This is a genomic window from Streptomyces sp. NPDC079141, from assembly GCF_040686775.1.
Classification (GTDB): domain Bacteria; phylum Actinomycetota; class Actinomycetes; order Streptomycetales; family Streptomycetaceae; genus Streptomyces.
On the sequence record NZ_JBFBLP010000028.1, the window covers coordinates 37273 to 52342 of the forward strand.

Consider the following 15070-nt stretch of genomic DNA (forward strand, 5'->3'; position numbering starts at 1 on the left):
AGGGCTGGTGGCCGATGGCCAGTGCAGTCCGGCGCTGGGGCCGATGGGCCGGGACGCGTGGCCCGGTCAGCGCCGTGCGTCGAGCCAGGGCTGCTGTGTGCAACGGGCGTTGACGGAGGCGAAGGTCTGCTGGAACACCCCGCCCGGACCCGGATGTCCCGCCAGTCTGCGGGCGGCCTGCTCCAGCCACGCCCGCCAACCGGCGTCCCAGGTACGCAAGGAGCCGTCCTCGCCGCCGCTGACGACGAACCGCCCGTCCTGCCCGACCTCGACCCGCCACACAGGGGCCCGGTGCCCCCGGAACGGCTCGCTTGCCGGGAGTCCGCGGCGGCTCCACAGCCGCAGGGTTGCATCGGCGCCGCCGGTCAGCAGGTGGGCGCCGTCGGGAGTGAAGCGGACGGCGTAGACGCCTCCGGCGTGACCCCGGGCCGGCTCGCCGAGGGGCTCGCCCTCGGCCGTCCACAGCCGCAGCGTCCCGTCGAGGCCGACGGTGGCCAGGCTCGTGCCGTCGGGGCTGAACACCAGGTCGCGCACCTCTCCCTCATGCCCCGTCAGCGGCGGCCCGAGTGCGTCACCGGCCGTGCTCCAGCGTCGTACGGTCCCATCCGCGGCGGCGCTCGCCAGTACGGTTCCCTCCGGGCTGAAGGTGAGCCCGCGCACCTCGTCCTCGTGCCCTTCGAGGGGTGCGCCCAGTGGCTCTCCCGTGGTGCGCCACAGCCGTAGGGTGCGGTCCGCGCCGCCGCTGGCGACCACGGTCCCGTCGGGGCTCAGGGCCACGGCGTTGACGGGGCCGCGGTGTCCGGTCAGGGGGCTGGCGACGGCGCGCGCGTTGAGGTCCCACAGCCGGACCGTGCCGTCGGCTCCGGCGCTGGCGACGCGCTCGGCGGTGTCGTGGGCGGCGAGGTCGTAGACGAAGCCGTCGTGGCCCACCCAGGCCGGGCCGACGGGCTGGCCCTCGCGGGTCCAGGCCCGGATCGTGCCGTCGGCGCTGCCGCTGAGCAGGAGCTGGTCGCCGCGGATCAGGGCGATGCCGTTGACGTCGGTCGGGTGTGCGGCGATGACCGAGTCGGCGCCGAAGCCTTCGGTGTCCCAGAACCGTACGGTGCGGTCGGTGCCGCCGCTGACGATCGTACGGCCGTCCGGGGTGCAGGAGACGGCGGTGACGGCGTCGGTGTGCCCGATCATCGGGGTGTGCTGCGCACGGCCGCGGCGGTCCCACAGCCGGATCGTGCGGTCCAGGCTGCCGGTGACGAGCCGCCCGGCGCCCGCGTCGAAGGCAAGGCAGGTGACGGCGTCCTCGTGGCCGGTGAACGGCGTCCCCACGGGGCGTCCGTCCCTGTTCCACAGACGTACGGTCCGGTCGGCGCCGCCGCTGGCAAGCCGCCCCTGCGCGCCGAACGCCAGACAGGTCACGGAGTCCTCGTGGCCCGGCAGGAGGGCGAGTTCCGTCCCGTCGTCGGTGTTCCAGAGCCGGACGGTGCGGTCGGCGCTGCCGCTCGCCAGGCGTCCGTCGGCGTCGAAGGCGAGGCAGGTGACGGCGTCCTGATGGCCGGTCAGGGGCGGTCCCGCAGGGGTTCCGTCCGGATGCCACAGACGGATCGTGCGGTCCGCGCCGCCGGTGGCCAGCAGACGTCCGTGCGGGTCGTGGGCGAGCGCGGTGACGGTGTCCTCATGGCCTTCCAGCGGGGCCCGGACCTGCCGGCCGTTCAGGTCCCACACGCGTACGGTGCAGTCGCCGCCGCCCGCCGCGATCAGGCGGCCGTCCGGATGGAAGGCCACACAGGTGACCGCGTCTTCAGGACCGGTGAGCGGCCAGCCGACGGACCGTCCTTGTACGTCCCACAGGCGTACGGTGCGATCCATACCGGACGAGGCGATCAACAGGCCGTCGGGGGATACGCTCAGCCCGGTCACCGGTGCGGTGTGTTCCGCGGCGACGCCGCGCTCGCGCGACTGGTACAGCGCGGCGTGCAGGCTGATCTGGGCGGTCTCCAGCATGTCGGCGGGCAGTTCGGCGAGGTTGCGCAGCACGGCGTCGGCCGCCGTGACCAGCCCGGCCACGGGCTGCAGCGGCAGCAGGGTGAGCGCGCGGGCGGCCTGCTCCCGGATGACCGCGGCCGCCAGCCGGCGTTCGGCGAGCTCGCGCTGGCGGTCCGCCTCGGTGAGCGCCTCCCGCAGCCGGTTCTGTTCCCGGTCCCACGCCTGCTGGCTGAGGGTGATGTACTCCCGCTGGGCCGGGGTCAGATCGACGGCGCGCTCGGCCAGCATGCGCCGGGCGGTGTCGAGGTCGCGGCCGCGCAGCAGGCGTCCGGTGTCGTGGCCGTCCGGGCCGTCGGACTGCCACCAGGAGTGCCGCTGCTGTTCCAGCCCCTGAAGCCAGCCGAGGAACTCCCGGTCGGTGCGGATCCAGTGCTTGAGCGTGCCCCACTCCCGCAGCAGCGCGTCGTGGATCAGCTCGACCATCTCCTCCCCGGACTGCCGGTCGAGGCTGGTGACGACGATCCGTTCGTCGGCGAGCCGGCCCATCACCGCGGCCATCGGCGCGCGTTCCTCCTCGGCTGCCAGGGCCGCGATGGGCCTGCGCCACCGGCTGTCCGGTGTGCCCTGGCTCTCGTCGCCGAGGTGCACCAGCAGCCGCAGTCCGCGCCGGGCCAGCGGCATCTGCGCGCTGTCGATGCGCTCCAGGGCCCGGTCGGCCCAGCGGGACAGCCCGCCGCCCACGCCCTGCATCCGCTCGTAGGTGAGGTGTTGGAGCACCCCGTCGCGGCGGCCTTCCCAGAGCTCCCCGAGGGCGAACTGGAGCAGGGGCAGTACGGTGCTCAGCGCGCCGTCGTCGACGGGTGCGGGTGAAAGGCGCACGGTGTCGTGGACGATACGGTCCACCAGTCCGGCCTCGAACCGCAGTCCCAGCCGAAGCGCGGGCCGCTCCACGATGTCGGCGAGATCCATCTGGTCGAGCGTCGGCGGCACATTGCACAGCCCTTCCTCCAGCATCCGTCCGAAGGCGGGGGCCTCCCGGACGAGGCGGCTGTAGAACTCGTCGCGCATGGTCAGGATCACGCCGAGCGGGAGGGCGGGGTCGTCGACGGCCCGGGCCAGCTGTTCCAGAAACCGTGCCCGCGAGGCGTCGTCCCCGGACAGGAAGATCTCCTCGAACTGGTCGACGACCAGCAGGAGCCGTTCGGCGTCCCGGTTGAGGTCCAGCCAGCGCCGGGCCGCGTCGCCGATGTCGGCGCTGACGCCGGGGAGGCTGGTTTCGAGTTCGTGCAGCCGGGCGGGCCGGGTGACCATGAGCCGCCAGCGCTCGGCGCCCGGCACCGCACCCTCGCGCAGCCGGGGCAGCAGGCCGGCCTGGACGAGTGAGGACTTGCCGCTGCCGGAGGGCCCGAGGACGGGCAGGAAGCGGGGGTCCTGCCGCAGCAGGGTCAGCATGCGCCGAACGGCGTCCTCCCGGCCGAAGAAGAACTCCGACTCCGTCTCGCGGAAGGGCTCAAGGCCGCGGTACGGGCTCACGTCGGAGACGGTCAGCTCCGGGCACAGCCCGGCGAGCGTCTCGACGGGCACGGCGAAGGCCGTGGTGACGAGCCGGCCGAACTCGTCGGGCGCGAGAATGGACACCACCATGCCGACGACGCGCCGGGCCAGCGGGTCGTGCAGCGGCCCGCCGCTGAAGCCCGGGGTGATCTCGGGGGCATCGGTGAGCTGGAGGATCTGCCGCCCGGACTCGTCGCGGATGCGGGCCAGGACCGTTCCCGAACCGGCCAGTCCCTGAAGTGGTTTGTCCGGCGGGAACCCGAAAGTGCGGCAGGGATGTCCGGTGGCGTCGGTGGACGTGCCCAGCGGCAGCTCGGCGAATTCGTCGGGCAGGTCCTCGGCCACGCGCAGGATCGCCACGTCCTCGGCGTCGGCGGGACGCCACCGGTCCGGGACGACGTAGGCCCGGATCTCCTCGCCGCCGGCCGGAAGCCGCAGCGAGACCCATTCGCCGGGTCCGGCGCCGGCGTAGTCGACGACGTGGGCGCAGGTCGCCAGCAGCCGATGCTCCCGGCTCAGCAGGAACGCGGTGCCCTTGGTGTCGTCCGCGCCGCGGACGGCGGCGCAGCAGGCCGCCAGGTCCTGATCCACGGGTCAGCTCTTGGACCAGGCCAGCTTGACGCCGTAGTGCGCCTCACCCCCCAGCTTGCCGATGACCATGCTCCCGGCTTCCCCGGTGACCTTGACGGAGAACTCGACCTCAATGTCGGTCGGGGCGTCGTCGAGGCTGTTCGCCGCGCGCACGAACGCGCCCGCGGTGTGCCGGATCAGCTGGCCGAGGGCGTCCTCGAAGCTCTGCTGGGCCTGGACCACGCCGTCGCGCAGCCGGTCGCCGACGCCTGCCTTCACCGGGCCCTTGCCCGGCGGTGACGGGGCCGAAGGGGTGATCTCGACCATGACGGCCTCGCTGTCGAAGCTCACGTACGCGCCCATGACCAGCCTCCCGTTCAGGCGTAACGAACCATGTAGAAGCCGCGCTTCAGGTCGCCTTTGAGCATCGTGCCGCACAGGGCGTTCTTGGGGCGGGAATTGAGCAGACCGTCCAGGATCAGGCACTCGTCCGGGCCATCGATCGTCAGCGTGATCTGGTGCAGCACCTCGGTGGACGGCTTGCCGGTCACGGCGTACTCGCCGTCGAGGCCGCGTCGTGTGCAGTGCCCGCGCAGTTCCCCCGCCGTCGCGTCCCACGCCAGTGCCACGGTCGCGGGCTCGCCGTCGAGTTGGGCGTTCCACTGCCCGGCGAAGTCCTCCGGCAGCACGGCTCCGGTCCGGTAGCTGCCGAGGGCCATGCGCGTGCTGCGGTTGGCGAAGAACCCGTAGGGCGTGCCCTCCCAGAACGAGCGGCCCGCGATGGCTCGGCGCCCGTGGCTGAAGAGGTGTCCGACGTAGCGCTGTTCGGGCAGCCAGTTGAAGTCGTGGACGACGAGCGTGATCTCGTCGTCGGCGCCCGTGTCGACGGTGGCGGTGACGGTGTAGTCCTCGTCGAAGCGTTCCGCGTAGTACGTCCCGCTGAACCGCTCGTCCCCTTCGTGCTCAAGCGTCAGCTCGCCGGGCCACCCGTCGTCGCAGAAGTACCAACGCCCCGTGACGTCCGTGGGACTCGACACCCATCCCCCTCATGCCGACTGATCGACCGCCCCCGATTCCAGCGCCGGGGCGCCGTGCAGTCAAGAGACCATGCCGTGTCCACGGGGCGCACGGCAGCCCCGCCGGGTGCGGACGCGTCGGTTCACTCCGGGGCGCGGTGGGCCTTTCTGCCCTGTGCAGTTCGGCTCACTCGCTTTCGGGGAGGCCGGCGCCCTGGGCGAAGCGCCGTCATAAGGGTCTCGCAGACCACCCCCTCGCCTGATGTAATAGGCGCACTGCGCTTGCGTTACTTACTTCGGGAGGGGCTATGCCTTTCAGGAACACGGCTGAAGCCGCAGCAGCATGGGCCGACGGCTGGGCCGTTTCACGTGGCGCTGCCCAACCAGTGCCACACCCTTGGGGTTTCACCATCGATGTCGGACTCTCTCAGCACGTCATGCGCCACGTCCTGACCACTGCCGACGAGGCGACCGTCCGCAAGATCACCGAGAATGCCGGCAGCCCGGGCATCTGGCTGAAGACATTCGTCCCACCGCAGACACTCACGTCCTGGCTGGCCCCCGGCTGGTCCCTGGCGGGTGGTCCCGGCTTCCTGATGTCCGCCTCGCTGCGCACCGCACACGCTCAGGTCCCCGACGGCTACTGGCTGAGCACCTGGACCCGCGCCGGGGTGACCCGCGCTCTGGTGCGCACCGCCGACGGCGCCTTCGCCGCACGCGGTCAGATCGCCGTCACCGGCGCCACCGCCGTGGTCGACCAGGTAGAGACCGACCCCGCCCACCAGCGCCGCGGCCTGGGACGCCTGGTGATGACCACGCTCGCCAACGCCGCGGCCGGACAGGGCGTCACAGCGGGCGTGCTGGGCGCGACGCCGGAGGGCCGGGCCCTGTACGAGAGGTTGGAGTGGCGTGTGCTGGCCCCGCTGACCGGCGCTGCACCAAGCCCGGGCCAGATCGAGGCGTGAGATGCGGGAACATTGCCGTCCCACTCCCCCGGCCGACGTCAAAGCGCTGCGCCGGTGATGACTACCGGGGCGTCTGGCCCCTCCCGATTCGAGGTACTGGGCGAAACCCGCGCGGCGTCACCGGCCCTCGCTGCAACGATCGTCCGCGCCGGCTCCCGGTCCGTCCGGCCCCGGCAGTCCTCGCCGGTCGCGCCGCACACACGCGCGAGCCGTGGCTGCTCCCCTTCGCCGGCGGCCCAGGCGTGGCCGTGGCCAGGCCCTCCCGGCCGGGGCTGCCGGTCCTCTCACGGCCAGCAACTGCACCTGCCGACCCGGGCAGCCTGGACGCGGCTTCGCGGGACACCTCCCCCACCTCGCACACGTCAATGAACCGCCCGGCGCACCGCGACGGGGACCCGGCCGTGCCGGGCCCCCGTCTCTGCAGCGAGGACAGGATGTGAGCCTGTGCCCTCCGGGTTACGGGCCCGGCGAGCTACCGCGCTGGTCCACCCAGCGTCGGTGGCCGCCCCACACGTTGCAGTGAGCCATTTCTTGCAGGTCAGCCCCGGACGATGTTCTCGGCCTGCGGGCCCTTCTGACCCTGGGTCACGTCAAACGTGACCGTCTCGCCCTCGACCAGCTCCCGGTAGCCATTGCCGGTGATGTTGGAGTAGTGGGCGAAGACGTCCGGGCCGCCGCCGTCCTGGGCAATGAATCCGAAGCCCTTCTCGGCGTTGAACCACTTCACGGTGCCGCTGGCCATGCTGTTTTCCTTCAGTTCAGGCCGGGTGTACCGGCCGGGTGTAGCGGGAGACTCCCGCCGGGCAAGACGCCCGCCGTCCGTCCTACCCCGCTCGGGGCAACCTCATTCGATCACCCGTCCACACGTCGGAGATAGTCCTGCGGGAGATCTCCCAGCCGTCCAACCAAACTCCGCACCATCGCTGCGCCCCCTCACGGCAGCCACGGAGACCTACAGTTCCGCAGGAGGACGTGCGCACGGCGTTGGGTACGCCGGTCGCGCGCTGTCCGCGCTGACAAGCGGGCTCAGTGCCGGGCGAACTGGACGCGTGTCGGCTGGACGACATTCGGCCGCAGTGCGATCCCTTCGACCGTCAGCTGCTCACCGTAGATGTCGGTGATCCTGATCGCTGCGCCGCAGCCGCCGCCCTGCTCGGAGAGGAAGTAGTTGTACTCGGTACGGGGCAGGCTGCTCCAGCCGCTGCCGGTGCGCACCTCCAGCCGGGCCACCGGATTGCGGTGGCCGATGACCTGGATGCCGCACCAGTACTGGCTGGACCCGGTCTTGTACCGGAGAGAGAGCGGGGCGGAGACGTCGGGGCTCAACAGGCTCCAGGTGATGGGTATCTGCCCGGTCGAGGGGGTGGCCAGCTTGGCAAAGGCCTGCGCGCTCAGGTCGAGTTGGCCGGGCGCGCAGGGTGCGGGGCACTCGTTGGTGATCCGGACGGTGATGGTGGCGCCGCTCGCCGCGCGGACACGTACGTACGCGCCACAGGCCTTGGACGTCTCGTAGTCGGCGGTGTTCATCGCGGCGGTCATGACGTCGTCGGTCGGGCCGTAGGTGCAGGCGCCGTCACCGTTCCCGGCGTCGTAGAAGGTGGCGACGCCCGAGTAGGTGACGCCGGGTCGGATGCGTCCCGCCAACGAGCCGGTACTGGAAGGGGACTTCGCGGGGCTCGTGGCCGAGGGCGACTTCGACGCGGGCGCCGAGGGCGTCGTCTTCCGGGCCTTGGGGGTCGGTGACACCGATGAAGGCCTCGGCGTCGCCGGTTTCGAGGGCCGGGTGGTGGTCCGGGTCGTGGTGGGCGCGGGTTTCACGGCCACCTGTCCGGCGTCGGCCCCGCCGTCGGGGCGCAGGGCCACGACCAGCGACACGACGAGCGCTACGGCCGCCAGGGCGACGGGGACGAGAACAGCGCGCTTGCTGCGGGGACGGCGGTGTTGCGAGGGGGACGCCACGGATGAGGTCCTTACGGGGTTCGGGAGAGCACAGGTGCCTGGTTCACCCCACAGTCGCCACAGGATTCGCAAAGGTTGCCGACGGACTTGAATCCGTCAGACCCGCCCCGGCCGTCGCCGCCGGGCCCGCGACCGTGCCCGAACTCGTCCCGCCGGGCCGTCGCGGTGCGGTGCGCACTCCGGTGGCCTTGTATCCGTACGCGGCGATCCGCCGCCGCGTCTTCCGGTGCGACCGCGTTCGGCAGGTCGGTCGGCTCAGCTGATACGTCGTGGGCATTGTGCGAACTGCAGCAGCGCGTTGAATCGGACGACGGCCTGTGCGCTGTGAGCATCGCCGCCGGCCTAACTCAACGGATCCCAGGCCGCCGTGGGGGGTGTCGGTGTTGAGCGCAGGGCTGCCTCAGCCGCGGTGAGGATGCGGTGCAGGACGGGGACCGGGATCGCCGGGTTGGTGACCGCTGTGCATGCTGTGTCGCGGTCGTGCAGCAGGGCGGCCAGGACGCGGGCCGGCAGCCGGGGATTGCGCATCGCGGTGCCGCGGACGTGGGCAGCAGGGTCGTTCAGCAGCCGTACCGCGTCGGCCGGTGACAGCCGGGGGTCCTCGGCCGCGCGGCGGCGTACCTCGGCTTCGGGGTCCCGGGTCAGGCGTGCGACGTCGGCCGGTGTCGACTCCGGATCGTCCAGGGCCAGGCGGCGCATCCGCCCGCTGGGGTCGGCGGTGTAGCGCAGCAGGCCCGCACGGGGGAAGTTGGGGTGGCTGCGGGGCCGGCCCGGGTGGCTGAAGCTGCCGTCCCACCAGTGCCAGACCTCCAGCAGCAGGTCGGCCGGCGCGTCCTCGCACGATTCGGCGAGGAACAGGCGGACCGCCCGGTCCTCGTCCCGCGCCAGACGCTCCACCACGTCCGGCGGGAGATGGTGGGCGCGGGCCACACTGCGGCGGACCAGCGGGTGGGACGACGCGGCGAGGCGGCGCATCGCGTCGGCGTCGCCGTGCAGGTCCTCGACCCAGGGCAGGGTGTGCGACATCAACGTCGGGTCGAAGTCGTGGCGGACCGCGGCACGTTGTTCCTCGGTGAGGTCGGGGCGCAGCGCCACCGCGGAGCGGATGTCGTCCTGCGGGTCCTTTGCCAGGACGGCGACGCCGTGCGCGCTCAGGCCCGGGTTGGCGGCCAGTGCCCGGCGTACTTCCGTGTCCTCGTCCCGGACCAGCTCCGCCTCCAGCTCGGGCGCGAGGCGGCACCGTGCGAGCGCCCGCCGCGGGTCGGGCAGGGCGGCGAAAACCTCGCGAGCCATGGGTATGCCGGTGTGGTGGGCGAGCAGCGCAGCCGTTCGCACCGCGCGGTCGGGGTCGGCCAGCAGCCGCTCCCGCAGCGGCGCAGCGAGGTCCTGCCACCGGGCACAGGCCGCCGCCCGCACCCGGGGGTCGGCGTCGGCCGCGAGGCCGGGGAGGTGCTGTGCGGGGAGCCCTGGGAGTTCGGCGGCCAGGGCGCGGGACGGGCCGGCGAGGAGGTCGTCGTACAGGTCCTCGGGGAGTTCGGCGCCCCACACGCAGGCCCGCTCCGCCCCAAGCACGCGTCGATCGGGCGACGGCTCGGCGCGGACCAGGCGTATCCACTGATCGGACGTGAGTTTGGGCCGGAAGGTGTCGGCGGGCCTTGACCGCACCCGCGGATCGGGGTGCGTCACGGCGGCGTCGAGGACGGCGGGCCGGTCACATCCGAGCAGGAAACCGTCCTCCACGTCCAGCAGCCGGATGAGCAGTTCGTCCGGCGCGGCCGGATTGGAACCGATCCCCTCGGCCCAGTGCAGGGGCCACCCGGGCCGGCCCGGCACCTGTGCCCAGACCTCCGTCCGCTCATGCTCCGTCTCCTGCCCTGCCTGCGCAGCGGCCCTCTCCAGCCGCTCCGGCAGCCGGTCGAGGGCCGTCACCCGGGGCCCGCCCGCGCCGGGCACTTCCGCCAGCAGCACCTGCCCGTCGAGGGAGAGTGCCACGAACCCGGGGCCGCCGCTCAACTCCGGTACGCCGCCGCCGATGTGCCGGACCCGGGTCCACCAGGAGTCGTTGCCGCCGATCCGGTGCCCGAGGACGGCGACCAGGAACTCGCCGTCGGCATCGAAAAGACGGCGCCACCACGCGGCATCGAGCGCTTCGCGGGCCACGCCGTCCGGCGCCGCGATCCCCCGCGCGATCCGCCAGCCGGCCTCCGGCGGGAACAGGCTGCCCGGGTACACGTCCTCGACGACCGTGAGGCCGGCGCGTGCGAGTAGGTCGTGGAGTTGCTCCTGGTGCTGCACGCGGTCATGATCCCCGTCGGCTCGCCGTGGGACAAGGCGCTCGGCCCAGGCCCAACCGGCCCTGACCCGCGTACTCGACGTCATGGGCTGCGATGTCGTCCGGGCGGCTGGAATCGGCCTCAACATTGAGCATCAGCAGGCTCGGGCACAGACCTGTCCGTGTCGGCACTTGGACCGCTCCGAGCACCATCAGGGACCTTCACGAAACGGGGCCGCGCCGAGCCGTCATGCCAGACCCCGCATACGACGTCGTAGTCACCGCAAACCGCCCGGACAGCCGCTGCTGAAGCGCGGAAGACGGCCCGCAGCGCATTCGCCCGGATCGACCAGGGGGATCTCAGTAGTCTTCGCAAGGCCGAAGACGGCTCGCTGTCAGGAAAAGGGGGATATTCCCTCCCGGCGCTGCCATAGTGACCGCATGGACGAGGCGCAACTGCGCGACGCTCTGGACCGGTTCATGGCCTCGCTGACGCTTCGGGACGCGCGCGACGCGCTGCGCGAGACTCCGGAGCTGCTCGGCAACGAGATCCTGGTGTGGCTGGAAGAGGCCCTGCGCCGGCTGCGGCAGCAGAACAACGAGGAATACATCGCGAAAATCGAGCACTGGTTGGGGCTGCTGCGCGTCTTCCGGCGTTTCGGTGTCGAAGAGGGGTACTGGGAACTACTCGCGGACGCGTTGCTGCAAGCCGACCAGACGCAGACGGAACGGCTGCTCGCGGAGTACCCGGAGCTGTCGAGCGAAGCGGCGCGGGAATACTTCGATCGGCGTGAGCGGGAGAGCCATTTCGCCGCCGATCAGACTGCCGCGACCAAGTATCTGATGGCGTCGGTCCTGCCCGGGGCCCAGTTCGCACCAAGGGGTTTTGACACCGCTCCTGCCTTCCCCGGTGAGTTCCTCCCGGACTACGTAGGGCAGGACGACGAGACGCTTCGTCATCGTTGGCTCGTCGATCACCCCGAGCTGCTGGAGATGCCGATGGCCCTCGTCGCCGAGTCGATGTTCCAGCCGCCGATGAACCAGGCATGGGCGGATGTCGACCTGGTGACACTGCGCGATCTCTATCTGCGCCGGGCCATGTTCCGCCGCGCGCTGCGCGTGGGCGCGCGGGAGGCGATCCGTGAGTTCGAGGAAGGGGTCGAGTGGCCGGATCTGATCGCGACGTAGCGGATGAGTTCATGGACCGCGTGGCGCGCGCGGAACAGCATGCGGCCGACCTGCGGGCCGAGATCCTCGAACTGGAGTCGGGCTCGGACGAACAGCTGCGGCTGTATCACGATGCCGTCGTCGCGACCCAGTGGAGTTCTATGCTCCGGCAGAACGTCGCCGAACTCGACCATATGCTGCACATCATCCTCAATGGCATCCGCTCGGCGACGCACGCCGGACGGGCGCTCTTCCCCCTCAACGAGGACCTGTTGGCGGCGCTGGCGGGAGCGGCGACATGCCATGTCGAACGCTTCGACTACCGGTTCGAGATCTCGGACCTGGACGAGGCCGAGCGGCATGCCCGCCAGGTGCTCACACTCGGCGCGGGGCTGGAGATCCAGCCGCACGTCGCGGTCACCGTGCACCTGGCGCTCGGCCGGGTCGCCGTCCGGCGCAGCCAGCTGGGCATCGATCCGGAGGCGGTCCACCGTGTCATTCCGTCACTGCGGGAATGCGTGGACCGATACAGCGACGCGTTGACCATGGCGGTGCTGGCCACCTGCCTGCGCGTCTCCGTGGCGCATCCGGACACCACGACGCAGGAGGCTCAACGGGCGCTGAGCGGAGCGGCCGGCCTGTTCCACGCCTTGCTCAGTCACCCGCGGCCGGACATCCCGGTCGGTGATCTCCTGAGCGCCCACTGGCTGACGGGGCTGGGCCTGGTGCACTACGCCGCCTATCTGTTGGGCAGTTCGGAGCAGGATCTCCAAGAAGCGCGACACCTCATCGAGTTGGCGTACTCGGTCCATCCTCGGGATCCTGAGGTGGCACTCGCCGCAGCCCTGCTCGACGGCACCGCAGCCGGTTACCGCCGAGCCATGAACTTGAGCACCCGCAATGCCTTCGTGTTCAACCAAGCATCGGCACTTCTCGCCTACGCACTGCTGGCCGAAGGGGACGACGAAGGGGTCGGACACGCCTCTCACAGCGCATTGGATCTGCTGCACCGCCTGGCACAGCGTCAGGTACGGCAGGAGGACCGGGAAAGGTTCCTGCGCGAGATCGCCGATCTGATCGCACTGGCCGCTCCTGCGCTGGCCGCCGTCCCCAGCCGGGAGATGTCAGCGGTCGAGCATATCGAGCGGGCGCGGATGACCACCTTGCGTGAGCGTTTTCCCCACGATGAGAAGGATCTCCACCTTCTCGGCGAGGTGCGGCCCGATCTGGCGCTCCCCCTGCGTCGGGCGCTGGAGACCTTCAGATCGCCGCATGTCTCCGCCGTATCCCGCGGAGCCGCACGCGACAAGCTGATGTACTACCAGGACGAGGCACGGAAAGTACCCGGGTTCTCGCGTCTGCGCGACATCCCGGACATGACCCGCCTTGAACTCGATGCGCCGCTGGTCTACCTGGTGCCCGGCCGTCCAGCAGGCGCCGCCTTCATCCTGTACCCGGATCGCGAACCGAGCGCACACGCGCTTCCCGGTTGCCCGCACCGGCCGGTACCCGAACCGGTGGCGAGCTTCCAGCAGGCGACCTTCGGCAGCGGCTGGCCCGCCGGGGCACGCAGGGCCGCGGTCACGGACGTCACCACATGGGCCTGGGACGCGCTGTACGCACCGATCCGTGAGGCGGTTGCGGGCTACCCGTTCGTCCACGTCGTCATGACGTCGTACCTCACCGGCGTGCCACTGCACGCCGCACGCGGCAGTGAAGGGACGTACGTACTCGAAGAAGTCGGCATCCGGTACGTCCCGTCGGCCGGCGCCCTCGTCCTCGCGCGGCAGCGGCTGCTCCCCGAACTTGAGCCGAAATTCCTGGCGATCCCCCAGCCGACCGGCGCAGGCATCGCCCTCGACCATGCCTACGAGGAGGTGAAGGATGTCGCGGCGTACTTCGAGGCGCCCCGCGTGCTGCAACCCGACGAAGTCGACCGCGCGACAGTCCTGGACGCCCTCGGCGGCGTCGGCATGCTGCACGCTTCGTGCCACGGACTGGCCGACCCCGAGGACCCGCTGGCCAGCGGCCTGGAACTCGCCGGGGGCGAACGGTTCACGCTGCGCGAGCTGTTCGAGCGACCGCAGGATCACCTGCTGGTCGCCGTGCTGTCGGCCTGTCAGACGAACGTGCCCGACCTCGAACTGCCGGACGAGGCGATCAGCCTGGCCGCCGGGATGCTGATGAGCGGCTGCCGCGCGGTGATCGCCTCGTCGTGGCAGGTGCCTGACGCGGCCTCCGCCGAGCTGATGCGCGAGATGTACCGGCACTGGCGCGCGGACGGCCTGGACCTTCCCGAAGCGTTGCGCGCGGCGCAGTTGGCCATGGCGTCGCGCGCCCCGTACTACTGGGCCGGGTTCTCCTATGCGGGCCCCTGATCCGCCTCGGGCTCGGCCTGGTCGATCGGTCGCGGACCGGTCTTGGTCTGCACCCACGCCTTCCGCAGTCCCTGCACGCTCTCAAGGAGGTCGCGAACCCCGTTCAGCAGCAGAGCCGAAGCGCCGACCGCGCCCCCGGCCGCGGTGACGACGACCGTGTACGAGTTGATCGCCTCAAGGGCCGTGCTGCGTTCCGTGTCCTCGCGCTCAACGTGTACCGCCGAGACGTTGTCCAACCCGCCCAGTATCCGCTTGAGTTCAGCCGAGTCCGCGCTGTCCGCATCGATGTCAAGGTAAAGCACCAGGTCCTGTGCGTCGGGCACACGCGCCTCCCAAATCCGACATTCATGCACACCATAGCGCCGCCTCGGCATCCTGCCCGGACGACAACAGCCGGCGGCACCCTGCGGCGGACGCGGTGGACCTGGCGGCCCAAGAGCCGGCCCGACGTCAGCGCAGGCCACCCGCGCGTCGCCCGCGCGTGGCCTCCTTCACCGACCGGCTGCTGGCCGCTGGCCGGGCGGATGACCGCCTGGGACCGCAGATTCCACGCCGCCCGGGGCCGGATGCCCGCCCCCGGGCGGCGCGTGCAAATCCGGCACGCCCTGGGCAACATGCTGGAGCGGTTACCGGTGAAACGACCCCGGAAACCGCGCCCATACCGCACAACGACTGGCCGCCGCAGACGTCGAGATCCTGCGGTTGCAACGCATGCTCCAGTCACACGGCCCGACATCGTGACAGCACTCGCTGGGCTGCAACGCTACGAACCAGAGCGCAACCCCAGAGCACTGTGCTCCACCAGGGCCGAGGAAAGATCGCTCTTTCCAGAGGCACGAGCAGTCAACTCCACGAGACCGGCCCGGAGGTCGGCGGCGGGCTCACCAAGGATGATCGCACTGATGACCAGCTCCATCATCAGACAGTCGTACTCGTCCCCCATATTCCGATAGCACGTCTCATCGCCCTCCACGACAGTAGAAGCGATCTTCCTCCCACCATCAGACACTGGGGCGAAAGTCACCTCATAGACACCGCGCCCGGTCCAACTCCGGTGCAAGAAAAGGACATCGCCTTCAACGAAGGCGTTCCACTTCTCATCCATGCCCTGGGCTGTTGAGCGACGCTGAAGATGTGCATGAGGGCGACGTGCTGGTGGTTGACGGGACAAGGTGAAACGACCCCGGCGGCCGTCAGGCCGCCGGGGTC

11 protein-coding genes and 1 tRNA gene are annotated in these 15070 nt (G+C 71.0%); 3 read left to right on the forward strand and 9 right to left on the reverse strand.

Going from position 1 to position 15070, the window contains the following annotated elements:
- Positions 1–66 precede the first annotated feature (66 nt).
- From AB0Q90_RS40745 to AB0Q90_RS40755, 3 genes are read right to left on the reverse strand one after another with little or no spacing between them, the layout of a single operon-like run.
- Positions 67–4125 carry a trypsin-like peptidase domain-containing protein gene (locus tag AB0Q90_RS40745; RefSeq protein WP_363165571.1) on the reverse strand — a complete coding sequence of 1353 codons (4059 nt, stop codon included), beginning with the start codon at positions 4123–4125 and terminating at the stop codon, positions 67–69.
- A 3-nt stretch (positions 4126–4128) separates the two neighbouring features.
- Positions 4129–4467 (reverse strand): CU044_2847 family protein, encoded by a 339-nt coding sequence (locus AB0Q90_RS40750; protein ID WP_363165570.1) that lies wholly within the window; start codon positions 4465–4467, stop codon positions 4129–4131.
- A 14-nt stretch (positions 4468–4481) separates the two neighbouring features.
- On the reverse strand, positions 4482–5141 hold the full coding sequence (locus tag AB0Q90_RS40755; protein WP_363165569.1) for a hypothetical protein: 660 nt from the start codon (positions 5139–5141) through the stop codon (positions 4482–4484).
- Positions 5142–5557: 416 nt separating this feature from the next.
- On the opposite strand from AB0Q90_RS40755, the gene AB0Q90_RS40760 reads away from it, so the two are divergent.
- Positions 5558–6085: a GNAT family N-acetyltransferase gene (locus tag AB0Q90_RS40760; RefSeq protein ID WP_363165568.1), complete on the forward strand. Its 528-nt coding sequence runs from the start codon at positions 5558–5560 to the stop codon at positions 6083–6085.
- Positions 6086–6506: 421 nt separating this feature from the next.
- Here AB0Q90_RS40760 and AB0Q90_RS40765 read toward each other — a convergent pair.
- From AB0Q90_RS40765 to AB0Q90_RS40780, 4 genes are all read right to left on the reverse strand, one after another.
- Positions 6507–6580 (reverse strand) — tRNA-Thr (locus tag AB0Q90_RS40765).
- A 43-nt stretch (positions 6581–6623) separates the two neighbouring features.
- Entirely contained in the window at positions 6624–6827 is a 204-nt protein-coding gene (locus AB0Q90_RS40770) for a cold-shock protein (protein WP_269656763.1), read from the reverse strand.
- A 284-nt stretch (positions 6828–7111) separates the two neighbouring features.
- Positions 7112–8044, reverse strand: coding sequence for an expansin EXLX1 family cellulose-binding protein (locus AB0Q90_RS40775; RefSeq protein WP_363165567.1), 933 nt, complete (start codon positions 8042–8044; stop codon positions 7112–7114).
- A 342-nt stretch (positions 8045–8386) separates the two neighbouring features.
- On the reverse strand, positions 8387–10339 hold the full coding sequence (locus tag AB0Q90_RS40780; protein ID WP_363165566.1) for a hypothetical protein: 1953 nt from the start codon (positions 10337–10339) through the stop codon (positions 8387–8389).
- Between the two features lie 418 nt (positions 10340–10757).
- Here AB0Q90_RS40780 and AB0Q90_RS40785 point away from each other — a divergent pair, with 418 nt between their 5' ends.
- Positions 10758–11504: a hypothetical protein gene (locus tag AB0Q90_RS40785; protein WP_363165565.1), complete on the forward strand. Its 747-nt coding sequence runs from the start codon at positions 10758–10760 to the stop codon at positions 11502–11504.
- Between the two features lie 11 nt (positions 11505–11515).
- Complete coding sequence (locus AB0Q90_RS40790) at positions 11516–13861, forward strand: CHAT domain-containing protein (RefSeq protein ID WP_363165564.1); 2346 nt, start codon at positions 11516–11518, stop codon at positions 13859–13861.
- Here the strand turns inward: AB0Q90_RS40790 and AB0Q90_RS40795 are convergent.
- Both AB0Q90_RS40795 and AB0Q90_RS40800 read right to left on the reverse strand, forming a co-directional pair.
- Entirely contained in the window at positions 13846–14184 is a 339-nt protein-coding gene (locus tag AB0Q90_RS40795; protein WP_363165563.1) for a hypothetical protein, read from the reverse strand. The genes AB0Q90_RS40790 and AB0Q90_RS40795 overlap by 16 nt on opposite strands.
- A 440-nt stretch (positions 14185–14624) precedes the next feature.
- Entirely contained in the window at positions 14625–14966 is a 342-nt protein-coding gene (locus AB0Q90_RS40800) for a hypothetical protein (RefSeq protein ID WP_363165562.1), read from the reverse strand.
- Positions 14967–15070: the final 104 nt, after the last annotated feature.

Coding starts and splice junctions, on each gene's coding strand:
- AB0Q90_RS40785 (WP_363165565.1), top strand. CDS start 10,758: ATGGACGAGGCGCAACTGCGCGACGCTCTGGACCGGTTCATGGCCTCG.
- AB0Q90_RS40760 (WP_363165568.1), top strand. CDS start 5,558: ATGCGCCACGTCCTGACCACTGCCGACGAGGCGACCGTCCGCAAGATC.
- AB0Q90_RS40750 (WP_363165570.1), bottom strand. CDS start 4,467: ATGGGCGCGTACGTGAGCTTCGACAGCGAGGCCGTCATGGTCGAGATC.
- AB0Q90_RS40790 (WP_363165564.1), top strand. CDS start 11,516: ATGGACCGCGTGGCGCGCGCGGAACAGCATGCGGCCGACCTGCGGGCC.
- AB0Q90_RS40800 (WP_363165562.1), bottom strand. CDS start 14,966: ATGGATGAGAAGTGGAACGCCTTCGTTGAAGGCGATGTCCTTTTCTTG.
- AB0Q90_RS40770 (WP_269656763.1), bottom strand. CDS start 6,827: ATGGCCAGCGGCACCGTGAAGTGGTTCAACGCCGAGAAGGGCTTCGGA.